Here is a 24899-nt window from a genome sequence, read left to right on the forward strand (position 1 = left end):
AACAGGCACGGCCACCGGCTCGGCCGGATGTTCTTCCAACGTTGGAAATCCACCGTGCAGCGGAATGACAACATGCCGTCCGGCGACTGTCCAGGCCCCGCGCACGGCTGACGTCCCGTCAGAAGTGCCGCGCGCGGGCGAAGATGGGCGGGCCCGGGTTCTTCCGGGCAGGTCAGCCCCTGACCTCCGCGAACGGAGCGCGTTCGGACGCGAAGGCATGGGCGGCGAAGCGTTCCCCCATGCGGCGGTGGGTGGCCGCGTCGGGGTGCAGCCCGTCGGGCAGCGGCAGTTCGGCGTGGTCCTCCTCGCCGTAGAGGTCACGGCCGTCGAGGTGGTACAGATTCGGGTCGTCCACCGACCGCCGGGACACCAGGCGCTCGAGTTCGTCGCGGATGACGCCGAGTGTCAGCTTGCCCCCAGCCCGTTCCTCCGGGTCCCCGGCGGCGGTGAACCGGAGCCTGCCCTCGGCCAGTTGGCTGAAGTCGAAGGCGGTGGGGCCCGGTGTGTCCTCGTGCATGGGGCACAGGATCGGCGAGACGACCAGCAGCGGCGCGGTGGGGTGACCGTCCCGCAGGGTGTCGAGGAAGCCGTCGACGGCGGGAGCGAAGGCGCGCAACCGCATCAGGTCGGTGTTGACCAGGTTGATGCCGATCTTGACGCTGATCAGGTCGGCGGGTGTGTCGCGCATGGTCCGCGCCACGAACGGGTCGAGCAGGGCGCTGCCGGCCAGTCCGAGGTTGACCAGTTCCACGCCGCCGTGTGCCGCGGCGAGCGCGGGCCAGGTGGTGGTGGGGCTCGCGGCGTCGGAGCCGTGACTGATGGAGCTGCCGTAGTGCAGCCAGGTCCTGCGCCCGGAGGCGGCCGCGGGCTCGACGGGGGCATCGGTGCGCAGGGCGACGAGTTCGGTCATCTCGTTGTGCGGCAGCCATATCTCGACGGTCTTGTCGTCAGCGGGCAGCCCGGTGAAGCGGAGGGTGGCGACGGGTCCGCTGCCCGGCTCGGCCCTGCCGGTGCTCATGTCGATGGTCACGGTGTTGCCGCCGTCGGCGACGGCCCGGCCGGCCGGGCGTCCGTCGACGAGCAGGTCGTACTGGCCGTCCGGGCGCTGCGGCGCCCCGACGTGGACCCGCTTGGTGGGCAGGGTGTCCAGTTCGACGGCGGTCGCGCGGGTACGGAGGACCAGTCGCACGCCGGAGGGCTGGCACTCGGCCATCGCGAGCTGTCCGTCGGTGTTCCGGGCGCGGGCCCAGGCGGGCAGGCGGTGCGGCAGGAGTCCTCGCGGGGTGCGCTCCAGGTCGAGCGCGCCACGGACGAGGGCGGCGGTGATCGGGGTGGTGATCCAGGGGGTGGAGGGCATGGTCGTGGTCCGTCCGCGGTGGGGTGGGTGGATGAACGGCCGGGGGGCGCGTCAGGGGGAGGGCGGCCAGTTGCGCAGCAGGGCGTCCAGCGCGTCGAGGACACGGGTCCACGTCTCCTGCGTGTCGGGGGCGCTGTGGCTGAATCCGCCGCCCATCTCGAGGCTGACGTAGCCGTGGAAGACGCTGCCGAGCAGCCGGACCGCGTGGGTCTGGTCCGGCTCCGTCAGGTCGTAGCCGCGCAGCAGGGCCCGTGTCATCTGCGCGTGCCGGACTCCGGCGCTGGACGCGGCCGCCTCGGGTGCGAGCCGGAACTGGGCCGCGGCGTAGCGGCCGGGGTGCTCCCGGGCGTAGTCACGGTACACGTTCGCCAGCGCGGTGAGGGCGTCCTTGCCCGCCCGTCCGGCCAGGGCCTCGGCGGCACGGTCGGCGAGTTCCTCCAGGGCGAGGAGGGCGATCCGCGTCTTGAGGTCGTGGGAGTTCTTCAAGTGCGAGTAGAGGCTCGCCACCCTGACGTCGAAGCGCCGGGCGACCTCGGAGACGGTCACCTGCTCGAAGCCGACCTCGTCGGCCAGCTCCGCTCCCGCCCGGGTCAGGCGTTCCGGGCTCAGTCGTACGCGGGTCATACCCGTCCTTTCCCTCGGCTGATTCGATTATGCATTCGCCTAATACTTTTAGGCAAACGCCTATTGTTCTTGATCCATTGTCAGTGGCGGGCGGCAGGATGCACCGCATGACAACTCCTGCAGTGATCGTCGATGCCGCCGCGTACGCGCAGGCGGTCGAGGACGCCGTGCGTGCGGCGGCCGCCTATTACGACGGCGGCACCTCGCCCCTGGACGACGACACGTACGACCGGCTGGTCCGGGGGATCGCCGTCTGGGAGGCGGAGCATCCCGACGGGATACTCCCCGACTCCCCCAGCGGGAAGGTCGCCGGAGGCGCGGTCGGGGGCGACGTCCCGCACACGGTGCCGATGCTGAGCCTGGACAACGTCTTCTCGGCGGAGGAGTTCACCGCCTGGACGGCGTCACTGGCGCGCCGGACCGGGCGGGAGTCGACCCGGTTCAGTGTGGGGCCGAAGCTGGACGGACTGGCGATCGCCGCCCGCTACAGCGAGGGCCGGCTGAGCCGGCTGATCACCCGGGGGGACGGGACGGCCGGGGAGGACGTCTCGCACGCGATCGGCACCGTGGAGGGTCTGCCCGAGCGGCTGGCCGAGCCGGTCACCCTGGAGGTGCGCGGAGAGGTCCTCATGACGTCCGCCCAGTTCGAGCACGCCAACGAGGTGCGCACGGGGCACGGCGGTCAGCCGTTCGCCAATCCGCGCAACGCGGCCGCGGGCACCCTGCGGGCCAGGGAGCGGGCCTACACGGTGCCGATGACCTTCTTCGGTTACGGCCTGCTGCCGCTGCCCGGCACCGACGGGGACCTGGCGGACCGGATGCGGGAGATGGCGCACAGCGACCTGATGGCGCTGGCCGCGGACCTCGGTGTGCACACCAGCGCGCGGACCGCCGTCCCGGACACCGTCGCCGGGACGCCGGAGGAGGTCCTGGCCCGGGTGAAGGAGATCGCCGCGCTCCGCGCCGAACTGCCGTTCGGCATCGACGGGATCGTCGTCAAGGCGGACCTGGCCGCCGACCGGGAGGCCGCCGGGTCGGGCACCCGCGCGCCGCGCTGGGCGATCGCCTACAAGCTGCCGGCGGTGGAGAAGATCACCCGGCTGCTGGAAGTGGAGTGGAACGTCGGCCGCACGGGCATCATCGCGCCCCGCGGCGTCCTCGAACCGGTCGTCATCGACGGCTCCACGATCACCTACGCGACCCTGCACAACCCGGCCGACATCACCCGGCGTGACCTGCGCCTGGGCGACCACGTCATGGTGCACCGGGCGGGCGACGTCATCCCGCGGATCGAGGCGCCGGTCGCCCATCTGCGCACGGGCGAGGAGCAGCCGATCGTGTTCCCGGCGCAGTGCCCGCGGTGCGGTTCGGACATCGACACCGGCGAGGAGCGCTGGCGGTGCGCCCAGGGCCGCAACTGCCACCTGGTCGCCTCCCTCGCCTACGCGGCGGGCCGCGACCAGCTCGACATCGAGGGCCTCGGCGCCACCCGCGTCGTCCAGCTCGTCGACGCCGGGCTGGTCACCGACCTCGCGGACCTGTTCACGCTCGGGCGCGAGCAGCTGCTCGCCCTGGAGCGGATGGGCGGGACCAGCACGGACAACCTGCTCGCCGCGATCAGCAGGGCCAAGGAACAGCCGCTGTCCCGGGTGCTGTGCGCGCTGGGCGTGCGGGGCACCGGACGGTCCATGTCGCGGCGGATCGCCCGCCACTTCGCCACCATGGACCGCATCCGGGCGGCCGACGCCGAGGCCATGCAGCAGGTCGACGGCATCGGGTCGGAGAAGGCCCCCTCCATCGTGGCGGAGATGGCCGAACTGGCCCCGCTCATCGACAAGCTCGCCGCCGCGGGCGTCAACATGACCGAGCCGGGCGCCACTCCCCCGCCGGCCGCGGACGCCGCCTCCGACGACCCGGCCGAGGTCCTGGCGGCGGGAGGACCGCTGGAGGGCATGGCGGTGGTGGTCACGGGCGCGATGACCGGAAGCCTGGAGAAGCTCTCCCGCAACGAGATGAACGAACTCGTCGAGCGGGCCGGCGGCCGCTCCTCCTCCAGCGTCTCCAGGAGAACCACGCTGGTGGTGGCGGGCGAGGGCGCCGGCTCCAAGCGCGCGAAGGCGGAACAGCTCGGCGTCCGGCTGGTCACCCCGGACGAGTTCGCCGAGATGGTCGGCGAACTGCTCGGCTGACAGCCGGCCGGGGAAGCCGGTTCGCGGCGGGCCGTCGGCCGGTGGCGCGGGCCTCCGCGAGACACAGGACGTTCTCGTGGAGGTGGTACCGGATGCTCCGGCCGCCCCCGACGGTCCGCCGCGGGGCGAACGGGCACGCGCAGCAACGCCCCGCACCGTCCCCGGCGCACCAACCGTCAGGACCGCGTCCCCGGCGCGGAGGAAGGCACCCCGGACGTCACGGATGACCGGCGGGCCGCCGCCCCGCGGGGGTGCGCCGCCCGGCGTGCGGGGCCGGACACCGAACCACCGGAGCGGCGGTCCCGGCGCGTCCGGCCCCCCGCGGGCCGCCGGCGGCCGCCCGTTACACCGAGCCCGTCGCCGTGAAGGCGGCGGCGTGCTCCCGGGCCCACTGGGCGAAGGTCCGGGCCGGGCGGCCGGTGACCTTCTCCACCGTGTCGAGGACCGTGCGGCCGGCCTCCGGGGTGTTCCCGTACACCTCGAGGAGGAAGCCGATCACCTCCTCCGGCTGTCCCGCCGCCCGCCACTGCGCGACGGCCTCCTCCTCGGTCAGCTCGACCAGGGAGACCGGCCGGCCCCGGGCGGCGGCGATCGCCTCCACCTTGTCGCCCACGGTGAGTGCTTCGGGGCCGGTGACCACGTACTCCTGGCCGCCGTGCCCCTCCTCGGTCAGCGCGACGGCGGCGACGGCACCGATGTCGCCCTCGTGGACCATGGCGCTGAGCCGGGAGACGAACGGCTCGCGGACCTCGTCCGACGCGACGATCCCCTCGGCCCACTCCAGGGCGTTGGCCATGAACTCGACCGGCATGAGCACGGTCCAGTCCACGCCGTCGGCGGCACGCACGGCGTCCTCGAGCGGGGTCGGTCCGCCTCCGTGCAGGACGGTGATCCGGCGGACGCCGGCCGCGCGGGCCCGCTCCAGGATCCGCGGGCCGGTCTCCAGCGGGGCGAAGAGGGCACCGGCGAAGGTGATCAGATGCAGTCCGGTGACGCCCTCCAGCGCCGGGACGAGGCTGTCGGGCTCCGTCAGATCACCGCGCACCACCTCGACCCGGGCCGGCAGGTCCGCCGCCGCCGGATCGCGGGTCAGGGCACGGACCGCGTGGCCCCGGGCGAGCAGTTCCGCGACGACCTGACGGCCCACGGTGCCGGTGGCGCCGGTGACGAGGAGCTTCTGTTTCTGTGTCATGGGAGGACCGTAGGAACCCTTGCGGCCGGTTCCTGTCCGCGAGCCGCGGCGCCGGGGCGAAGACGTCCGCACGGTCTCCGGCCTCACCGCTTCGTCCTGCGGGATGCGTTCCGCGCGACGAAGTAGGACGGCACCTGTCCTTGTTCCCGCCTAGCGTGCCCGGCATCCGACCTCTTCGAAAGGACCGCAGATGCGATCGCGGACTTCCGCCGCTCCCGAGGGCTACACCACCGTCGCGCCCTGGGTGGTGACCGACGACACCGGGGCGTTCCTCGACTTCGTCACCGAGGCGTTCGGCGGTGAGGAGATCGGGCGGGTGCCGACCGAGGACGGCTCGATCGGTCACGGGGAGATCAGGGTCGGCGACACCGTCGTCCTCGCCTTCGACCGGCGTCCCGACTGGCCTGCGACGCCGAGCCTGCTGCGGGTGTTCGTGCCCGACGCGGACGCGGCGGTCACCCGCGCCCTCGCGGCCGGCGGCGTGGTCGTCACACCGCTGTCGGACAACGCCTTCGGACAGCGCGGAGCGCGGGTGAAGGACCCCTTCGGGAACATCTGGTGGGTGATCGCCCATGTCGAGGACGTCTCCGAGGAGGAGATGTGGAAGCGGCTCCAGGAGCCCGGGTACGCCGAGGGCATGCGGGTGGCGCAGGCGACGCTCGACGCGGAGCTCACCGGCCGGCTGCACGGCCGCAGCAGCGCTCCCGTGAGGACGGGCCCGGTGACCGGCGGCGGTACTTCGCCCACGGGTTGCCCCCCCCCCCCGCGTCACCCGGGTACCGGTCGCGGCGTCCCGGCCGTGCGCCTGTCGCGGGACCGGTGAGTCAGGCGGGCTCCCCTCACCGCGCGGCGGGCGTGCGTGGCGGGTGCGCGGGCGGTTACCCGGACCCCCGGGGGGCGAGGAAGGGAGCGAGCCGTGCGATTCCGAAGCCGCAGGGAAGCCGGCCAGGAACTGGCCGTCAGGCTGCTGGAGTGGGCGAGCAGCGGCGATCTCGCCAATGTGACCGTGCTGGCTCTGCCGCGCGGCGGTGTCCCGGTCGGGGCGGAGATCGCCCGGGTGATGGCCGTCCCCCTGGACGTGCTCGTGGTCGGCAGGATCGCGGCGCCCGGAGCGCCCGAGGTGGGCATCGGCGCCGTCGCCGGGGACGACCCGCCGGTGTTCGACCGCACGGGACTGCGTGCCCTGGACCTGTCCGAGCACGAGCTCGGGTCCCAGGTGGCCCGGGCACGTGTCGAGCTGCACCGGCGTGAGTGGGTCTACCGCGGCCGCCGCCCCGCACCCGACGTCCGCGGTCACAGTGTGGTCGTGGTGGACGACGGTCTCACCACGGGAATCACGGCCCGTGCCGCCCTGGGACACGTGCGGCGCGGCGGACCGCTGCGGCTGACCCTGGCGGTCCCGGTGTGCCCGCGGCGGACCGCCGCCGCGCTGCGGGACGACGCCGACGACGTCATCGCCCTGCACCGGCCGGACCGGCTGGGCTCGGTGGGCGAGTGGTACGACGACTTCCGCCAGGTCTCCGACGAGGACGTGCGGGACGCCCTGCGGCAGCCGCACCCGGCCGGCTGACGCCGCCGTCGCCTTGCCCGCCGGGCCGCCGGTCACCTAGCGTGCGGCGCATGACGGAGCGACGCGCGGTTCTCAGCGGCTCGACGTTCGAGGAGCGGATCGGCTACGCCCGTGCCGTGGTCCACGGCGACTCGGTGCACGTGTCCGGCACGACCGGGTTCGACTACACCACCATGACGATCTCCGAGGACGTCGTGGAGCAGGCCGAGCAGTGCCTGCGCAACATCGGGGACGCGCTGACCGAGGCGGGGTGCACCTTCGCCGATGTGGTGCGGGTGCGCTACCTGCTGCCCGACCGGGACGACTTCGAGCCCTGCTGGCCGGTTCTGCGCCGCTGTTTCGGCGAGGTCCGGCCCGCGGCCACCATGATGGTGTGCGGGCTCGCCGATCCCCGGATGAGGATCGAGATCGAGGTGGACGCGCGGCGGCCGTCCCGGTGACGCCGGGGCCGGCGCTCCGGGTCCCTCAGAGCTCGGAGAGCACCACGAAGTCCGCGCCGAAGGGGTCGAGGCAGATGGCCAGGCGGCCCACCCCCTGCGCGTTCTCCGGCCCCATCTGCACGCTTCCTCCGTGTTCCCGCACCCGGGCGACGGCGGCGTCGCAGTCGTCGACGGCGAACACCGGGTGCCAGTAGGGCCGGCCGCCCGCCAGGGCGAGGTCCTCCTTGCCGACCTCCATCAGGCCGCCGTGCATCCGCTCCTCCGGCAGACCGGAGGGGGTGATCATGGTGTAGGTGCCCTCGCCGCCCGGCATCTGCGTGTCGCTGTACTGCCAGCCGAGGACGTTTCCGTAGAACTCCTTCGCGGCGGCCGCGTCGCTCGTGTACAGCTCCGTCCAGCACAGGGAGCCCGGCTCGTCCACCAGGTCGACGCCCTTGCTATCCCCGGGCTGCCAGACGGCGAACTGGCCGCCCAGCGGGTCGCTGTACTGCGCCATCCTGCCCCACTGCTCGAGGTCCATCGGGGGGACCCGGACGGTGCCGCCGGCGCTCTCGACGGCCGCGGTCGTCGCGTCCGCGTCGCCGACGGTGTAGTAGATCATCCACGCCGGGCGGGCGCCCTCCTCGGTGAGCTTGCCGAGTCCGGCGACCATCTTGCCGTTCTTGCTGAACATCCCGCCCTCGACGTCCTCACCGTCGCCCATGGGCTCGTAGTCCCAGCCGAGGACCGCGGCGTAGAAGGCGGCCGCGGCCCGGACGTCGGGGACGCCGAGGTCGAGCATGCAGGGCGAGCCGGGGGCGAAGTCAGTGGTGATCACCGCGTGGTCCTTTCGCTGGGTCCGTTTGGCCCCAGCGTGCCACCGGGCACTGACAACCGCCCTCCGGCTTCACCGTCCGGGCGTCACGGCGACCGACCGCTCCTGGTCCGCGCTGCTCGTGGTGAACGGCAGCAGGAGCCGGGAGGGGTGGGCGGCGTCACGGTAGATCTTGTGGGTGACGGGGCGGCCCACCGGCGGGTGCAAGGCGTCCGGCGGCAGCAGCGCGTTGTGCGCGTCGGCCGGCGGCTCGTTGTCGGAGAGCTCCACGACCAGCTCGTGACCCGGCAGGAACGTCACCGCGAACGGGTGGACCCGCAGCACGTACTCCTCGACCCTCCCCGGCTCGACCGGCACCGCACGGGTGTGCGGGTGGTAGGAGTCACCCTCGGAGCCGGGAAGCGGCGGTGACGAGGAGTCCGGCGCCGCGCCGTCCGCCCACGGCGGCGCGGCTCCGGACCCGGTCCCGGCCCGCTAACCGAGCGGTTCGATGCGGATGTTGCGGTAGCGCACCGCGTTCCCGTGGTCCTGCAGCCGGATCGCCCCGGCGGCGGGACCCTCGGGCGCTCCGCCCCCGGTCGGGCCGTCGATCACGACGTCGTCGTGGATCTTCCTGCCGTTCCACACCACGGTGACCCGCGCGTCGGAGGTCTTGTTCCCCTCGGCGTCCCAGCGCGCGGCGCGGAACACGATGTCGTACGACTGCCAGGTCTCCGGCGGTCCGGCGGCGTTCACGTCGGGGGCCTTCTTGAGATAGATCGCTCCTGCCTCGTCGGTGGCGGGTGTGGTGTCGCCGTAGGAGTCCAGGATCTGGATCTCGTAGCGGTCCTGGAGGTAGACGCCGCTGTTGGCGCGATCCTGGCCGGTCACGTCCGGGGGCAGCTTCGGCAGCCGGTACTCCAGGTGCAGCTTGAAGTCGTCGAAACCGCTCTTGGTGCGGATGTCCCCACAGCAGACCTCCATGGCGCCGCCGTCGACCGGCCACTCGACCGGGCGTCCGTCGGTGTGCTGCCAGCGGTCGAGTCCGCCGCCGTCGAAGAGGCCGATCGCCCTGCCGTGCCGGTCGACGGTGAGGAGGTCGAGGTTGACGTGACCGGTGTCGCCCTCGTCGTACCGGTAGGCGACGGTGTTGTGCCCGGCCCGCAGGCGCAGGGTCTCCGTCTGTGTCGACCAGGTGTCCCAGTCACCGGTGCTGCGGAACTCGGTCTGCTTCACCTTCTTCCCGTTGACGTACAGGGACAGGGACTTGGTGCCCCGGAAGGGGTTGGGGCCGTTGGAGTAGCGCAGCCCCAGACCGTACGTTCCGCTCCGGTCCACCGTGACGTCGAAGGTCGTGGTGGCGCCCTGCGTGCCGTACCGGTCGACGAAGCCGCTGCCGGAGTAACCCCGGTGGTCGGTGTTGATGCCGGCGGCGCCGGTGAGGGACGCCTCCTCGGCCTCGTACAGCGGGCCCGAAGCGGGCTGCTGCCCCGGCATGGCGTTGAGCGTGTACCAGGCCTCGGTGCTCCAGAGGGTCTCGCCCGACGCCGAGCTGAACGGCCGCGGGGACCGGACGTGCACGACGCGTCCCGGCTTGAGTCCCTCGACGGCGAGGGTCACCTTCCTGCGGTCGGCCGACAGTCCGGCCGACGTCACCTTCAGGGTCTCCTCGGCGATCTTGGGGCCGCCGTAGTCGCGCGTCGGGGTGTAGCGCCACTGCTCGGCCTCGTAGTGGCTGACAAGGTTGTCAGCGGTCTCCTGCGACAGCGGCTGGGTGTACTCCAGTTCAAAACCGCCCTTCTTCACGCGCATGGCCTGGATGTCGAAGGTGTTGCCGCCGTTCGGTGTCAGCTTCTGCAGGCCGTACCGGAGCTTGCCCTCCTGGCCCCAGTTGCCGTCCGCGCCCAGGCCGCCCGCGTAGATCGCGCCGTCGGGGCCCAGGGTGATCCGGTTGACGCCGGCTTCGAGGCCCTGGGTGAAGCGGAAGACGGCGCCCTGGTACTGGCCCTTGACCTTCTCCAGATAGGCGCGCTGGAGTCCGCCGTAGGTGACGTCACCGAACAGCATCTGCCCCTTGAACCTGCCCTTGGTCAGCTGGAGCGGGGTGCTCGGTGAGTTGGCGATCTCGTTCTGCGGGAGCCAGAGCACCGGCTGGGTCACCGGCTCCGCGTCGAAGGGGCCCGCGGGGTTGGTGTAGTGGTTGAAGAAGCGGTCCTGCTTGATGTGGACCAGTTTCGACGAGGGGAGCCAGCCGCCCTGGTTGTCGGTGGCGAAGAGGTCACCGCCGGGTCCCCATCCGATCCCGTTGGGGGTGCGCAGACCGCCTGCGACGTAACTGACCTTGCCGGTCTTGCGGTTGACCTTGACGGTGGTGCCGCGGCCGGGTGCGGGCTGCGGATCGGTGGTGGCACCGCCGTAGTTGATGGCGACGGACAGGTTCAGGTAGAAGTGGCCCTTGCTGTAGAGCAGCCCGAAGGCGAACTCGTGGAAGTTGCCGCCGTACGGCCAGGTGGCGACCGTCCTGGGCTCGTCCAGGAAGCCGTCGCCGTCGCCGTCCCGGAGCTCCGTCAGTTCGTGCTTCTGGGAGACGAACACGATGCCGTCGACGACCTTGAGGCCCATGGGCTCCTTGAGACCCTCGGCGATCTTCGTGGCCTTCACCTTGTCGGGGCCGGTGGTGCCGGTGACCTCGTCCATGACGTAGACCTCGCCGGACGTGTTGTCCGTGCCGCCCCAGGTGCTCACCACCAGACGGCCGTCGGGCAGCCAGTCCATGCCGGTGACCTGCGGTTCGAAGCCCTCGGGGCGCAGGTCGGTGAGGGTGTGGTCGGGGCGCACCGAGGTGAGCGGGAGGCCGTCGCCGGGCGAGTCGGTGATGCCCTCGCACTCCTTGCGGCCCGGGGCCGTCACCCGGACCACTCCGGCGTCGGTGCTCAGGGCCGTGTTCGGGACGGTCGCGAAGCCCTCGGCGCCCGGCGGCTGCCAGGCGAGGTGGAGCACCTGGTCACCGCCGCGCTCGAAGTGGTCGATGCGCAGCGCGTGCATGCCCTCGGTGAGCTGGACGGTGCCGTCCTTGGGCTCGGCGCCGTGCAGTCCGTCGTGGTCGATGACGAGCTGACCGTCGATCAGCAGGCGTGAGCCGTCGTCGCTGGACAGCCGGAAGGTGTACGCGCCGTCGGCGGGTACGTGGATGTTGCCGGTGACCTGGGTGACGAAGTTGTCGCCGAAGCCGCCGAAGTCGTCGGTGGACTTCCAGTCGACGACCGGCATCAGCTTGTCGACGTTGGGCGTCTGGCCCGGTTTGAGGGTGCAGATCTTCTCGAGCGGGACCTGGACGTCGTAGACGCGCAGGGTGACACCGGGTTCCTGGGGCGGCACATCGGCCCGCGGTGCGGAGCCCGGCTGGGCCGCTGCCCCGGGCGACGCCCAGAGCCCACCGGCGACGAACGCGCCGACGAGGAGTCCTGTCAGGCGTCTTCGGGCACGCCGGTACAGCCGTGCGTCCATGCTTCCTCCTGCTGGGTCGACCGGAGGGCCGGATAACTCCGGTGCCGAATGGGCGAAGAGCCAACGGTTGCGGCCGACACGCTAGGAGACTTCTGCTGGGCGCGTCCATACTTTGTCATCAGTGAGTTCAAAGTCTGTTCGGAGCCGAACAATCGCATGGACACGGGGAGTTGCGGGTAGGTCCCGGCGACGAGCGGCCCGACCGGGCGGTGAGGTGACGGCGTCCGGGGGACCGGACCGCGGCCCTACCGGGCGGAGGGCAGGCGGTAGACCGAGACGTGAGAGGGCGAATCGGCCGTGAAGGGGCCGTCGTCCCAGTCGGCGTGCCTGGACTCCAGCACGAAGCCCGCCAGTTGGGCCATCAGGTCGAGCTCGGCCGGCCAGACGTAGCGGTGAGGGCTGCGGAACAGCCGGGCCTGTTCGGTCTCGTCGAACCGGAAGTGGTGCGAGACGACGTGCTGGCGGAGGACGTCGTAGGTGTCCAGACCGATGTAGCCGGGGACCGACTTCCAGACCGTGGCCTCCTGGCCCGGTGGAAGTCTGCGCAGTTCCGGCACCCACAGCTCGACCACGAACCGCCCGCCGGGTGCGAGATGGCGGGCGGCGTTGCGGAAGCACTCGACCTGCTCGGCCTGGGTGAGCAGGTTCGAGATGGTGTTGTAGACGAGGTAGACCAGGGTGTACCGGCCGGGGGCGGTGGCGGTCGCCATGTCACCGATGACGACCGGGATCGCCGGCCCCCCGGCCTTGGCGCGCAGTCGCTCCACCATGGGGCGGGAGGAGTCGATGCCGGTGACGGGCACTCCCCGGCCGGCGAGCGGCACGGCCACCCGCCCCGTGCCGATGGCGAACTCCAGGGCCGCCCCGCCCCCCGCGAGCCGGGCCAGCCGCTCCACGGCCGGGCCCAGCACCTCGGGGGCGAACATGCCGGTGCCGGGCGTGTCATAGCGCCGGGCGGCGTCCGCGTTCCAGATCTCCTCCGGGTCCATCGTCCCAACGCTCGCCGCCCGCGGAGCCGTTGTCCAACGGATTACGTCACGGCTTGCGGGCCAGGCCGCCGTGCTCGGCGATGGTCACCGGCTCCGGCGAGGCGGCGTCCGGACGCCACAACTGGACCGAGACGACACCGGGGTCGACGAGCTCCAGCCCGTCGAAGAACGTCGTGATCTCGTCGACGGTGCGCAGGTTGTAGGGGACGGCGCCGCTCTCGTTGTAGGCGTCCTGGGCCTGCTCGAAGTCCGGGTCGATGCCGCGCGAGCCGTCGTTGATCGAGAGGTAGCTGCCGGACGGGAGCGCGGCCATCAGCCGGATGACGATGGAGCGTGCCTGGTCGTAGTCGGCGATGTGTCCCAGGATGTTGCTGAGGATGAGGGCGGTGGGACGTGTGAAGTCCAGGGTCTGCCCCGCGGCCTCGAGGATGCGGTCGGGCTCGAGGACGTTGGCGTCGACGTACGCCGTCGCCCCCTCAGGTGTGGAGTAGAGCAGCGCGCGGGCGTGGGCCAGCACCATGGGGTCGTTGTCGACGTAGACGATCCGGGCCTCCGGCGCGATCCGCTGGGCGACCTGATGGGTGTTGTCGGCGGTGGGCAGCCCGGTGCCGATGTCGAGGAACTGCCGTATGCCCTGCTCACCGGCCAGGTAGGTGATGTTGCGCTTGAGGAAGGCGCGGCTGCTGCGGGCGATGCTGACGATGCCGGGGAAGACGGCGGTGTAGGCGTCACCGGCTTCCTCGTCGACGGGATAGTTGTCCTTCCCTCCCAGCCAGTAGTTCCAGATGCGGGCCGAGTGCGGCACCGAGGTGTCGATCTTCTGTTGCGCTGATCCGGGCGCCGCGGCAGGGTCGGTCATGAGTACCGTCCGTAGTCGTTCGTGGGCTGTTCTGGCCAACGCATAATCTACGTTCCCACAGCTCGTCGGCGCAGGCTTGTTCGACAGGGACACCCGGTGAGTTCGCTCCCGCCGGCCCGGCACGTCACGCCCGGCACCGCCGCGCGGTGCCGGGGCGCGCGACAACCGCGGCCCTGCGGTCACGCGGTGTGGCCGGGTGCGCGACGGACACGGCCGGGGCGGTGCCCGTCGCGCGCCCGGTCAGCCGAGTTCCACCAGCAGGTCGCCGCCCTCCACCTGCTGGATCCGGTTGATCGCCAGCCGGGTGACCGTGCCGGACTTCGGGGCGGTGATGGAGGCCTCCATCTTCATCGCCTCGATGGTGGCCACCGTGCCTCCGGCCTCCACCTCCTCGCCCTCGGCGACCGCGAGGGTCACCACACCGGCGAACGGTGCCGCGACATGGCCGGGGTTCGCCCGGTCGGCCTTCTCGGTGACCGGGACGTCCGAGGCGGCGGCACGGTCCCGCACCTGGATCGGCCGCAACTGCCCGTTGAGCGTGGACATCACGGTCCGCATGCCGCGTTCGTCGGCCTCGCCCACGGCCTGGAGCTCGATGAGGAGACGGACACCGGGCTCGAGGTCGACGCTGTACTCCTTCCCCGGGCGCAGCCCGTAGAAGAAGTCCTTGCTGTCCAGGACGCCGGTGTCACCGAAGGACTGCCGGTGCGTCTCGAACTCCCGCGTGGGACCAGGGAAGAGGAGCCGGTTGAGGGTCGGCCGGCGGTCCTTCGCCAGCCCCTCCCGGTCGTCGGCGGACAGCTCCTGGACGGGCTTGGGCTCGGCGCGGCCCCGCAACGCCTTGCTGCGGAAGGGCTCCGGCCAGCCGCCGGGCGGCGTGCCCAGCTCGCCGCGCAGGAACCCGATGACGGAGTCGGGGATGTCGAAGCGGTCGGGGTCCTCCTCGAAGTCCCGCGGGGCCACGCCCGCACCCACCAGGTGCAGGGCCAGGTCCCCGACCACCTTCGACGAGGGGGTGACCTTCACCAGCCGGCCCAGCATCCGGTCGGCGGCGGCGTACATCGCCTCGATGTCCTCGAAGCGGTCGCCGAGGCCGAGCGCGATCGCCTGGGTGCGCAGATTGGAGAGCTGGCCGCCGGGGATCTCGTGGTGGTAGACGCGGCCGGTCGGCGAGGCCAGACCCGCCTCGAAGGGGGCGTAGACCTTGCGGACGCTCTCCCAGTAGGGCTCGAGATCGCCGACGGCGGTCAGGTCCAGGCCGGTGGGCCGCTCCGAGTGGTCGGTCGCCGCCACGAGCGCCGACAGCGAGGGCTGCGAGGTGGTACCGGCCATGGAGGCCACCGCCCCGTCGACCGCGTCCGCTCCCGCCTGGATCGCGGCGAGGTAGGTGGCGAGCTGGCCACCGGCGGTGTCGTGGGTGTGCAGGTGCACCGGCAGGCCGAACTCCCGGCGCAGGGCCGACACGAGCGTCGCCGCCGCGGGCGCCCGCAGCAGACCCGCCATGTCCTTGACCGCCAGCACGTGGGCGCCCGCCTCGACGATCTGCTCGGCCAGGCGCAGGTAGTAGTCGAGGGTGTAGAGCCGCTCGGACGGGTCGGACAGGTCGGAGGTGTAGCACAGGGCCACCTCGGCGACGGCCGTGCCGGTCTCGCGCACCGCGTCGATGGCGGGGCGCATCTGGGAGACGTCGTTCAGCGCGTCGAAGATGCGGAAGATGTCGATGCCGGTTGCCGCCGCCTCCTGGACGAAGGCGTCCGTCACCTCGGTCGGATACGGGGTGTAGCCCACCGTGTTGCGGCCCCGCAGCAGCATCTGCAGGCAGATGTTGGGCACCGCTTCCCGCAGGGCGGCCAGGCGCTCCCACGGGTCCTCGGCGAGGAAGCGCAGGGCGACGTCGTAGGTGGCGCCGCCCCAGCACTCCAGGGAGAGCAGCCCGGGCAGGGTGCGCGCCACCACGGGGGCGACGGCGAGCAGGTCCTTGGTGCGGACCCGGGTGGCGAGCAGCGACTGGTGGGCATCGCGGAAGGTGGTGTCGGTGACGCCGATGGACGGGGAGGAACGCAGCCGGGCGGCGAAGCCCTCCGGGCCGAGTTCCAGGAGCCGCTGCCGGGAGCCGGCCGGCGGTTCGCCGGCCGGCAGCGGCGGCAGCTTGGTCAGCGGGTCGATCAGCTCGGGCCGCTCACCGTGCGGCTTGTTCACCGTGACGTCGGCGAGGTAGGTGAGCAGCTTGGTGCCACGGTCGGCGGAGTGGCGGGCCGTGAGCAGCTCCGGGCGCTGCTCGATGAACGACGTGGTCACCTGTCCGGCCCGGAAGTCGGGATCGTCGAGGACCGCCTGGAGGAAGGGGATGTTGGTGGCGACGCCGCGGATCCGGAACTCGGCCACCGCGCGCCGGGCCCGGCCCACCGCGGCGCCGAAGTCCCGGCCCCGGCAGGTGAGTTTCACCAGCATCGAGTCGAAGTGGGCGCTGATCTCGGTACCGGCGTGGGTGGTGCCGCCGTCCAGCCGGATGCCGGAGCCGCCGGGCGAGCGGTAGGCGCTGATCCGGCCGGTGTCCGGGCGGAACCCGTTGGCCGGGTCCTCGGTGGTGATGCGGCACTGCAGCGCGGCGCCCCGCAGCGTGACGGAGTCCTGCGAGAGCCCGAGGTCGGCGAGCGTCTCGCCGGCGGCGATGCGCAGCTGTGACTGGACCAGGTCGACGTCGGTGACCTCCTCGGTCACCGTGTGCTCGACCTGGATGCGCGGGTTCATCTCGATGAAGACGTGGTTGCCGTCCCGGTCGAGGAGGAACTCCACGGTGCCGGCGTTGCGGTAGCCGATCTGCCGGGCGAAGCGCACGGCGTCGGCGCAGATGCGGTCGCGCAGTTCCGGGTCGAGGTTCGGGGCGGGCGCGAGTTCGATCACCTTCTGGTGGCGGCGCTGCACCGAGCAGTCCCGCTCGAACAGGTGGATGACGTCGCCCTGTGCGTCGGCGAGGATCTGCACCTCGATGTGGCGCGGTTCGACGACGGCCTTCTCCAGGAACACCGTGGGGTCGCCGAACGCGGACGCCGCCTCCCGGGAGGCCGCCTCGATGGCCTCCCGCAGCTGGGCGGGGTCCTCGACCCGGCGCATGCCGCGTCCGCCGCCGCCCGCGACGGCCTTGACGAAGACGGGGAAGCCGATGCCGTCGGCGGCGCGGACCAGTTCGTCGACGTCGGTGGAGGGAGCCGAGGAGCCGAGGACGGGCACGCCGGCCTTGCGGGCGGCGGCCACGGCACGGGCCTTGTTGCCGGTCAGTTCCAGGATGCGGGCGCTGGGTCCGACGAAGGTGATGCCCGCCTCTTCGCACGCCTTGGCCAGCTCCGGGTTCTCGGACAGGAAGCCGTAGCCCGGATAGACGGCGTCGGCGCCGGCCCGCCGCGCGGCACGGACGATCTCCTCCACGGAGAGGTAGGCCCGCACCGGATGCCCCGGCTCGCCGATCTCGTACGCCTCGTCCGCCTTCAGGCGGTGCAGCGAGTTGCGGTCCTCGTGGGGGAAGACGGCGACGGTTCGGGCGCCCAGTTCGTAGCCCGCGCGGAACGCCCGAATCGCGATCTCACCGCGGTTGGCGACCAGCACCTTGCGGAACATTCTCGATCCCTTCAGCCTGCCGTTGACGAAGACCATCGTGTCGGTGGCAGGTCCGGTACGCCATGTGAGCCGGGCCACTCACACCCGGCGGACGGGACGTGTGAGGGGCCGCGGAGGAACGTTTCCCCTCCGCGGCCCCTCCCGCCTGTCAGCGGCTCCCGCCCCGGCGGCGCACCTACTCGGTGATCTTGAGCAGCTTGTTCGGGGTACCGGAGCCGGGGTTACCGATCCGGTCCGCGGTGGCTCCCGCGGTCAGCGCCGTCGCCACCGCCGCCGGGCCGGCGTCGGGGTGACCGGCGAGGTACACGGCGGCCGCGCCGGCCACGTGGGGGGAGGCCATCGAGGTGCCGGATATCGTCTTGGTGCCGTCGTCGCCGTCGTTCCAGGCGGAGGTGATGTCGGAGCCGGGCGCGTAGAGGTCCACGGCCGTTCCGTAATTGGAGAAGTCGGACTGGGCGTCGTCCTTGGTGCTGGAGGCGACCGTGAGGGCCTCGGGGACGCGGGCGGGCGAGCCCTGTCCGGCGTCGGTGGACTCGTTGCCGGCCGCGACGGCGAAGGTGACCCCGGAGGCGATGGCCTTCTGCACCGCCGCGTCGAGGGCCGGGTCGGCGCCGCCGCCCAGGCTCATGTTGGCGACGGAGGGGCCCTTGTGGTTCTTGGTGACCCAGTCGATGCCGGCGACGACCTGCTCGGTGGTTCCGGAGCCGTTGTCGTCCAGCACTCTGACGGCCACCACCTTCGCCTTCTTGGCCACTCCGTGCGCGGAGCCGGCGATGGTGGCGGCGACGTGGGTGCCGTGTCCGTTGCCGTCGTCGGCGGTGTCGTCGTCGTCGACGGCGTCGTAGCCGTGGGTCGCCCGGCCCCCGAAGTCCTTGTGCGTGACGCGCACGCCGGTGTCGATGACGTAGGCGGTGACGCCCTCACCGGCCTGGTCCGGATAGGTGTACTTGCTGTCGCCCGCGGTGTCCGCCTGGTCGACCCGGTCCAGGCCCCAGGACGGCGGGTCGTCCTGGGTGGCGGTGGTGCGGAAGGTGCGGTTGGCCACGACGGCGCCGACGGCGGGGTCGGCGGCGAGGCGCCTGGCCTCGCTCTCGGACAGGCCGTCCGCGGCGAAGCCCTCGAGGGCCGCCCCGTAGGACCGGCTGAGCTCACCGCCGTACTCCCGGGCCAGGTCCTTCTTGGCGGCGGACGTCGTCTGCTCGTCGAGCAGCACGAGGTAGCTGCCGGCGACCGCTCCTTCGGCGTTCATGCCGAACACGGTGCCCTGGGCGGGTTCGTCGGCCTGCGCCGACGACGCCCCGAGCAGGGCCGTGGCGGTCGCGGCCGTCACCGCGCACGCGGCGGCGGTGACCTTCAGTGCGACGGTACGCCTCTGATGCGTCATGGAGAGGGATCTCCTCGTCAGGTGTGGGGGGTTGACCTCCGGCGCGGAGTCACGCGGAGGCTGACGAGAAGACTGACTATTTGTCGCGGTCAGTTCAATGGGCCGGTCCGGCGGCCGGGGCGGTGTGACGGTGGATCTCCACAACGTCCGCCCAAGTCCGAGCCAACCGCCGGACGAAAGCCGAGCTGAAAGCGTTGCTTGAAACCCTCAACGAGCGACTGGGCGAGATCTGTGACTATCCCCTCACCCAACTCTCACGACGGGCACGTTTGTTGTGGCGCCCGCCCCGCGGGGGCTCCGGCCGGGGGCGGGACCGGTCGTCCCGGTCCCCCGGCCGGAGCCCCCGCGTGGTCAGGCCTGGCCGGTCTCGAAGCGGGAGATGCGGCCGTCGTCGTCGACGGTGAAGCTCCAGCGGGTGCGCATCTCCCCGTAGGTGTCGTTGCGGTAGCGGGCCACGAGACGGCGGCCGCCGTCGGACTCGTTGTCGACGTCCATGTGGCCGTGGGAGGAGAAGATCTCCCGGTCGGTCCACTCGGCGAGGTCGCGCTCGGTGCCGTCGTCCGCCATGGTGGCGCCGGGCGCGAGGAGGGCCATGAAGGCCTCCCGGTCATGGTGGTTGACGGCAGCGACGAAGGCGCGCACGGCCGGGTCGCTGAGGCGGGTGGTCTGAATGGTCATGTCCGCCAGCGTCGTACCGTCCACCGGCCCCCGCCACCCGCGTCACCCGAACGGCGACCGGCGGCGCGCCCGGTCCGGGCCGGGGGTGCGACGGTGGTCGGGCCAAGCCACCGCTCCCGGGGAGACGACGTGACCTGTTACGACCGACGCGATCTGGGACTGCTGCTGCTCCGGCTGGGAACGGGCGGGGTGCTCGCGGCGCACGGCGCGCAGAAACTCTTCGGCTGGTTCGGCGGCGGCGGTATCGAGGGCACCGGTCAGTTCATGGAGTCCATCGGCTACGCGCCCGGCAGGACCAGCGCCACGCTGGCGGGCGTGGCGGAGGCGGGCGGCGGCACCCTGCTCGCCCTCGGACTCGCCACCCCGGCGGCGGGCGCCGCGGCGGCCGGGGCGATGGCGGGCGCGTCCGCCGTGCACGCGCCCAACGGCTTCTTCAACCAGGAGGGCGGCTTCGAGTACGCCGCGTCGCTCGGTCTGACGGCCGCCGGTCTCGCCGTGACGGGACCCGGCCGGCTCTCCCTGGACCACGCCCTCGGCCACACGGCCGACCGGACCTGGATGCTGCCGGCGGCCTTCGCGGCGATCGGGGCGGGCACGGCGGTGATGCTGGGGGCCCGCAACCGGCGGCTCCGCAAGATCAGGGAGGGCGAGCAGGAGGCCCTGTTCGAGTAGCGGGGACCGGCCGGACCGGGCGATGTCAGTGGCCCGTGCCAGGCTTCGTCCATGAGCGATGAACTGTCTCCTCCCCCGCCCCGGGCTGCCGGGACGGACCTGTGGGAGGCCGTGGAGGATCTGTGCGGCTGGCTCGACGCCCACCGTCCCGTCGACGGCCCGGACCACCTGCTGCTGCGCATCCTGAAGCTGTCCGAGGAGGTCGGCGAGGTCGCCCAGGCCGTGATCGGGGCGACCGGCCAGAACCCGCGCAAGGGCACCACGCACACATGGGAGGACGTCCGGTCCGAGCTGTGCGACGTGGCCGTCACGGCACTGGTGGCGCTGCGCACGCTCACGCCCGACGCCCGCGAGGTTCTCACCCGTCACCTGGACGGGGTCACCCGCCGCTCCCTCGGCACATGACGCCGGTGAGCGGGTGCCGTCCGGGGCCCGGTGCCGCGGTTCAGTCGCGGCGCCGGGCGTCCTCCAGATAGTGGAGCACGGCCGCGACACGGCGGTCCGTGCGGTCGGTGGGGGCCAGGTCGAGCTTGGCGAAGATGTTACGGATGTGCTTGTGGACGGCGCCGTCGCTGACCACGAGCCGTTCGGCGATGGCCGTGTTGCCCAGTCCCTCGGCCATCAGTGCGAGGACGTCCCGCTCCCGGGGGCTGAGCCGTCCCAGCCGGGCGTCCGGCCGGGTGCGGGTGAGGAGTTGGGCGACGACCTCGGGGTCGATGGCGGTGCCGCCGTCCGCCACCCGGTGCAGCGCGTCGAGGAACTCCTCGACCCGTCCGACCCGTTCCTTCAGCAGATAGCCGAGCCGGGCGGTGCCCTGGGCGAGCAGATCCGTCGCGAAGGCCTGTTCGACGTACGCGGACAACACGAGGACGGCGAGTTCCGGTCGTCGCCGCCTGGCCTCCACGGCCGCCGTGATGCCCTCGTCGGTGTGGGTGGGCGGCATGCGCACGTCGACGATGGCGACGTCCGGTTCCTCCGCGTCGACGGCGTCCAGGAAGGCGCCGGGGTTCTCCGCCGTGGCCACCACCTCCAGGGACTCGGCGCGCAGCAGCAGTGCGAGCCCTTCGCGCAGCAGGGCGTCGTCCTCGGCGATCACGATCCGCATGGCAGGGTCACCTTCAGGGTGGTGGGGCCGCCGGGTGGGCTGGCCAGTTCGAGTGTTCCGTCGTGCGCCTCGGTGCGGCGCCGTATGCCGGTGAGGCCGGATCCGTTCCGCTCGTCGGCGCCGCCGCGGCCGTCGTCGTGGACCTCCACGTGCAGGCGGTCCCCCAGGCGGCGCACCACCACCGCGGCCTCCCGGGCCCCGCTGTGCCGGGCGATGTTGGTGAGGGCCTCGGCGACCACGAAGTACGCGGTCGCCTCCACCGCCGCCGCGCACCGGCCGGGCACGTCGGCGTCGAGGTGACAGGGCACCGGACAGCCGGCCGCCAGGCCGGTGAGGGCGTCGGGCAGGCTGCGGTCGGCGAGGACCGGCGGGAGGATGCCGCGGACCACGCCGCGCAGGTCGGCGAGGGCCTGTTCGGCGGCGTCCTGGGCGCGCGCCAGGACGGCGTCGGCCGCGGCCGGGTCCCGGGTCAGGGCGCGGCGGGCCGCGCCGAGCAGGACGGTGACGGCGACGATCCGGTTCTGCGCGCCGTCGTGCAGCGCGCGTTCCACGCGCCGCAGTTCGGTGGCGTGCGCGTCCAGGGCGGCGGCCCTGGTGGCGGTGAGCTCCGCGACCCGCAGCACGAGGTCGGTCCCCGGGTCCGGGGCGAGCAGCCGCCGGCCGGGCCGGGCCTGCAACCGGGCGAGCGCGGGCGTGCCCGCCAGGACGACACCGACCCACCCCACGCCGAGCACGGTGACGAACAGGGCGCCGGGCCAGTCGCGCACGGTCCACCAGCCCAGCGCCGCGGTGGCCTCGCTCTCCGGCAGGAGGTGCCAGAACAGCGGGAAGGTGATGTCGTGGGCCGCGTTGAGCGGCAGCGTCGCCCCGACCAGTCCGAGGAAGAGGCCGAAGACGGCGTGCGTGCACGCCCAGCGCACCTCGCGGCGGACGGCGCGGTCGGTGACCGCGGCCCGCAGCCCGGCCGGCAGCGGCTCCGGGCCGATGATCTCCGGGCCCCACCGCGACAGCCGGATCCGCTCCCGGTCGGCGACGGCCCGCACCGCGTGCAGGGCGGACGGCAGCAGCCACAGGCCCACCCCGACGAGGCAGGCCGCGGTGGTCAGCGCCAGCCACAGGGTCGCGAGCAGCGCCAGCAGGCCGGTGCCCAGGCCCCCGACGAGGTGTTCGAGGGCGTCCAGCGCCGCCCGGGCGCGCGCGGACGCGGCCCCTGTCCGTCCCGTGCGGCCGTCCGCCGGACGGTCGTCGGTCGCCGTCATCCGCACCTCCCCGGCACGGAGGATAGAACGCCCGGTGCCCGGCCCGCCCGGCCGTCCGCCGGCCGGTGCGCGGACGGTGCCGCCGCGGGCCCGGGAGCGGTGCGGGGCGATCCCGTCCGGGGCCCGGTGGGCGGTGCTCACTCGCGGATGCCGATGCCCTCGACCGGAGGGGTGCGCAGGAGCCGGCCGACGGGCAGCAGGGTGGCGGCGAGGGCCAGCGCGACGGTCCCGGCGACGACGACGGCCGCCCCGGCGGCCGGGACGTGGGGGACGCGCTGCGCGGAGACGGCGTTGACGACCGTGGTGAGGGTGACGGCCGCGATCGCCCCGCCGATGACGAGCGCCACACCGAGCAGACCGGCCTGTTCGGCGTGCACCATCCGCTTCAGCTGGCCGCGGGTGAACCCGACCAGCCGCAGCAGGGACAGCTCCCGGGTGCGGGCCAGGGCGGCCATGACGAGCGTGTTGGCGGCGGCCAGGACGGCGTAGCCGACGAGGACGGCGACGAGCAGCCTGTTCAGCCAGCCACTGACGGCCAGGTCGTGGGCGAGTTCGCCGGTGAGCCGGTCGGCGTCCACGACGGCCGCGGCCGGGTACCGGCGGGCCAGATCGGCCAGGGCGGCGCCGGTGTCGGCGTCCGGTGCGGTGCGGATGAGCACCTGGTCGTCGAGTCCGGTGACGGTGTGCCCGGTCAGGGTCCGGGTGTGGAGGGTGACGTCGCCGAAGCCCCAGCCGCGGTCGTACAGGGCGACGACGCGCAGGGTGGCGGGCGTTCCGTCGCCGAGCCACAGTTCGGCGTCGTCCCCGACCTCCCAGCCGGCGGCGTCCGCCTGCGCCGTGGACACCGCCAGGGTGTCCTCGCGCAGTCCGGCGAGGCTGCCGGAGCGGACCTTCAGGTCCAGGGTCCGCTCCACGCCCTCCGGGTCGATGCCCTGCGCCACGACGGTCCGCGCCTCCAGCCCGCCCGGCACGACGACGGAGGTGCGGCGCACGCCGGTCGCCGCGACCACCCCGGGGACCCGGCGGGCCTCGGCGGTGGCGGAGGCCGGCAGTCCGGCGCCGCTGGTGAGGGCGTACTGGGCGAGGAGGCCGTCGCGGCTCTCGACGGCGGTCTGCCGCTGGAGATTGTCCTGGAGGAACCACACGGTGCCGCCGAAGCCCACGGCGAGCACGAGGGCGGTGAGGACGGCGACCATCCCGCGGGCGCCGGCCCGCAGGTTGGCCGCGGCGAGGTAGCCGCTGTCGCCCCAGACGGCGCGCAGGACGGGCCCGAGCAGCCGGGCCGCGGCCCGGTTGATCCAGGGCGCGAGCAGCGCGATGCCCAGCACGGACGTGTAGAGCATGCCCGTCGCGGCACCGAGTGCGGTCTCGCCGTCGGTGGCTCCGGTCAGGCCGGTCAGCGACAGCGCGGCGGCGAGGCACACCAGACCGGCCACCACGCGTGCCCTGCTGCCGAGGCCGCGTTCGACGGCCGTTTCCCCCAGGGCCTCGGTGGGCCGGATCCGGGTGACGCGCAGCGCCGCGGTCCAGGCGGCGAGCAGGGCCACGGCGGTGACGGCCACGGTCACGGCGGCCGCCGACAGCGGCCCGCCGGTCACGGTGAAGTCGTCGGGTACGAATCCGCGGGTGACGAGTCCGTCGCGGACCAGTGCGGTGGCGAGCAGTCCCGCCGGGATGCCCACGACGGCGGCGAGGAGGGCGAGCAGGCCGGTCTCGGCGAGGAGCATCCGCCGCACCTGGCCCGGGGTGGCCGCGACCGCCCGCAGCAGGGCGAGGTCGCGGCGCCGGTGCCGTACCGACAGGCCCACGGTCCCGGCGACGACGAAGACGATGATCATGGCGGCGTAGCCGCCGAAGGCGCCGCCCGCCTGGAGGGTGAGCGCGCGGGCGGCGGCGGCCTCGGGCTCCCCGGCCAGGCCGCGCTCGTCACCGGTGTAGGTCCGCGCGCCCGCTCCGTCGGCGATGCGGCGCACCCCGGCGAGGACGGCCCGGTCGTCCGCGTCCGGTTCGGCGAGGACGCCGAGAGCGTCGAAGCGGCCGGGGCGCGGGTCGAGTGCGGCGGCCCGGTCGTCGGTGAAGAACAGCGCCGCCCGCTCCCCCGCCGCGCCGTCCGTCCCGACCACACCGCTCACCCGGTACCGGCGGCTGTCTCCCCCGGTGAGGACGTCCGTGCTGTCACCCGGGGAGAGCCCCGTGCGGGCGGCGAGCCGGGTGTCCACGGCGATCTCCCCGTCGGCGCGCGGCGGCTCGCCGGAGACCAGCCGGTGCGGGGCGAGGGCGGCACTGGACCAGCCGTGTCCGGTGGTGGGCACGTCCGGGGCGGCGGTCGTGGTCACCGTGATCGACCGGTCGCCGACCACACGCGCCACGCCGGGCACGACGGCCAGCTTCCCGGCCAGTTCCGCGGCGACACTGCCGCGCTCGGGCAGGGCGACGGTGGTGTACTCGGTCTCGCCGAGCACCGTCGGACCCGCCACCCGCAGTTCCCGGTCGGCGACGACGGCGAGGGTGGCGTCGTAGCGCTGCGGGAGGCCCTGGTAGCGCCACCCGGACTCCACGAGCAGGGCGCAGGTCATCAGGACGGCGACACCGGCGGCGAGCGCGACGAACGTGGCGGCGAAGGCGCCCTTGCGGAAGCGCAGCATCCGCGCGGCGAGGTGCAGCAC

General features: G+C 73.1%; 19 protein-coding genes and 1 pseudogene. 6 read left to right on the forward strand and 14 right to left on the reverse strand.

All coding sequences use genetic code 11. The features are described 5' to 3' along the window. Positions 1-172: 172 nt before the first annotated feature. Both IE118_RS23435 and IE118_RS23440 read right to left on the reverse strand, forming a co-directional pair. Positions 173-1357: an SGNH/GDSL hydrolase family protein gene (locus IE118_RS23435; RefSeq protein WP_189559987.1), complete on the reverse strand. Its 1185-nt coding sequence runs from the start codon at positions 1355-1357 to the stop codon at positions 173-175. A 51-nt stretch (positions 1358-1408) separates the two neighbouring features. After that, on the reverse strand, positions 1409-1981 hold the full coding sequence (locus IE118_RS23440; protein ID WP_189559988.1) for a TetR/AcrR family transcriptional regulator: 573 nt from the start codon (positions 1979-1981) through the stop codon (positions 1409-1411). Positions 1982-2088: 107 nt separating this feature from the next. On the opposite strand from IE118_RS23440, the gene ligA reads away from it, so the two are divergent. Then, positions 2089-4170, forward strand: coding sequence for an NAD-dependent DNA ligase LigA (gene ligA, locus IE118_RS23445; RefSeq protein ID WP_189559989.1), 2082 nt, complete (start codon positions 2089-2091; stop codon positions 4168-4170). Between the two features lie 343 nt (positions 4171-4513). On the opposite strand, the gene IE118_RS23450 is transcribed toward ligA, so the two are convergent. Further along, positions 4514-5362, reverse strand: a complete 849-nt coding sequence (locus IE118_RS23450) for an NAD(P)H-binding protein (RefSeq protein ID WP_189559990.1) — start codon at positions 5360-5362, stop codon at positions 4514-4516. Between the two features lie 190 nt (positions 5363-5552). Between IE118_RS23450 and IE118_RS23455 the strand changes: the two are divergent. The 3 genes and pseudogenes from IE118_RS23455 to IE118_RS23465 form a co-directional block, all read left to right on the forward strand. Continuing rightward, positions 5553-6077, forward strand: a pseudogene (locus tag IE118_RS23455) (VOC family protein); the annotation flags it as partial. A 201-nt stretch (positions 6078-6278) separates the two neighbouring features. Then, positions 6279-6932 carry a phosphoribosyltransferase gene (locus IE118_RS23460; RefSeq protein WP_189559992.1) on the forward strand — a complete coding sequence of 218 codons (654 nt, stop codon included), beginning with the start codon at positions 6279-6281 and terminating at the stop codon, positions 6930-6932. Between the two features lie 50 nt (positions 6933-6982). Further along, complete coding sequence (locus tag IE118_RS23465; protein ID WP_189559993.1) at positions 6983-7372, forward strand: RidA family protein; 390 nt, start codon at positions 6983-6985, stop codon at positions 7370-7372. 25 nt (positions 7373-7397) lie between these two features. Here IE118_RS23465 and IE118_RS23470 read toward each other — a convergent pair whose 3' ends face one another. The 8 genes from IE118_RS23470 to IE118_RS23505 all read right to left on the reverse strand — a co-directional run bounded on the left by IE118_RS23470 (position 7398) and on the right by IE118_RS23505 (position 19197). After that, a complete protein-coding gene (locus tag IE118_RS23470; protein WP_189559994.1) occupies positions 7398-8189 on the reverse strand; it encodes a VOC family protein in 792 nt (263 codons plus the stop codon). 69 nt (positions 8190-8258) lie between these two features. After that, on the reverse strand, positions 8259-8543 hold the full coding sequence (locus IE118_RS23475; protein WP_229846917.1) for a hypothetical protein: 285 nt from the start codon (positions 8541-8543) through the stop codon (positions 8259-8261). Positions 8544-8660: 117 nt separating this feature from the next. Next, positions 8661-11672, reverse strand: coding sequence for a 3-keto-alpha-glucoside-1,2-lyase-like domain-containing protein (locus IE118_RS23480; protein WP_189559995.1), 3012 nt, complete (start codon positions 11670-11672; stop codon positions 8661-8663). Positions 11673-11917: 245 nt separating this feature from the next. Beyond that, positions 11918-12661 carry a class I SAM-dependent methyltransferase gene (locus tag IE118_RS23485; protein WP_189559996.1) on the reverse strand — a complete coding sequence of 248 codons (744 nt, stop codon included), beginning with the start codon at positions 12659-12661 and terminating at the stop codon, positions 11918-11920. A 46-nt stretch (positions 12662-12707) separates the two neighbouring features. Further along, entirely contained in the window at positions 12708-13520 is an 813-nt protein-coding gene (locus IE118_RS23490; protein ID WP_189559997.1) for an SAM-dependent methyltransferase, read from the reverse strand. Positions 13521-13760: 240 nt separating this feature from the next. Continuing rightward, positions 13761-17135 carry a pyruvate carboxylase gene (locus IE118_RS23495; protein WP_189559998.1) on the reverse strand — a complete coding sequence of 1125 codons (3375 nt, stop codon included), beginning with the start codon at positions 17133-17135 and terminating at the stop codon, positions 13761-13763. Positions 17136-17310: 175 nt separating this feature from the next. Next, positions 17311-18519: a S8 family peptidase gene (locus IE118_RS23500; protein WP_189559999.1), complete on the reverse strand. Its 1209-nt coding sequence runs from the start codon at positions 18517-18519 to the stop codon at positions 17311-17313. A 351-nt stretch (positions 18520-18870) separates the two neighbouring features. Further along, positions 18871-19197, reverse strand: coding sequence for a nuclear transport factor 2 family protein (locus tag IE118_RS23505; RefSeq protein ID WP_189560000.1), 327 nt, complete (start codon positions 19195-19197; stop codon positions 18871-18873). Positions 19198-19326: 129 nt separating this feature from the next. Here IE118_RS23505 and IE118_RS23510 point away from each other — a divergent pair, with 129 nt between their 5' ends. Beyond that, entirely contained in the window at positions 19327-19869 is a 543-nt protein-coding gene (locus IE118_RS23510; protein WP_189560001.1) for a DoxX family protein, read from the forward strand. Between the two features lie 51 nt (positions 19870-19920). Next, a complete protein-coding gene (locus tag IE118_RS23515; RefSeq protein WP_189560002.1) occupies positions 19921-20274 on the forward strand; it encodes a MazG-like family protein in 354 nt (117 codons plus the stop codon). 40 nt (positions 20275-20314) lie between these two features. Here IE118_RS23515 and IE118_RS23520 read toward each other — a convergent pair whose 3' ends face one another. The 3 genes from IE118_RS23520 to IE118_RS23530 all read right to left on the reverse strand — a co-directional run bounded on the left by IE118_RS23520 (position 20315) and on the right by IE118_RS23530 (position 24899). Continuing rightward, positions 20315-20974, reverse strand: coding sequence for a response regulator (locus tag IE118_RS23520; RefSeq protein WP_189560003.1), 660 nt, complete (start codon positions 20972-20974; stop codon positions 20315-20317). Next, the gene (locus tag IE118_RS23525) at positions 20962-22233 is read right to left on the reverse strand and encodes a sensor histidine kinase (protein WP_189560004.1); all 1272 of its coding nucleotides are present in this window, start codon (positions 22231-22233) and stop codon (positions 20962-20964) included. The genes IE118_RS23520 and IE118_RS23525 overlap by 13 nt, the downstream gene beginning before the upstream one ends. Positions 22234-22370: 137 nt before the next feature. Then, positions 22371-24899: an FtsX-like permease family protein gene (locus IE118_RS23530; protein WP_189560005.1), complete on the reverse strand. Its 2529-nt coding sequence runs from the start codon at positions 24897-24899 to the stop codon at positions 22371-22373.

Origin of the sequence: Streptomyces pilosus (assembly GCF_014649835.1) — a bacterium.
Lineage (GTDB): Bacteria > Actinomycetota > Actinomycetes > Streptomycetales > Streptomycetaceae > Streptomyces > Streptomyces pilosus.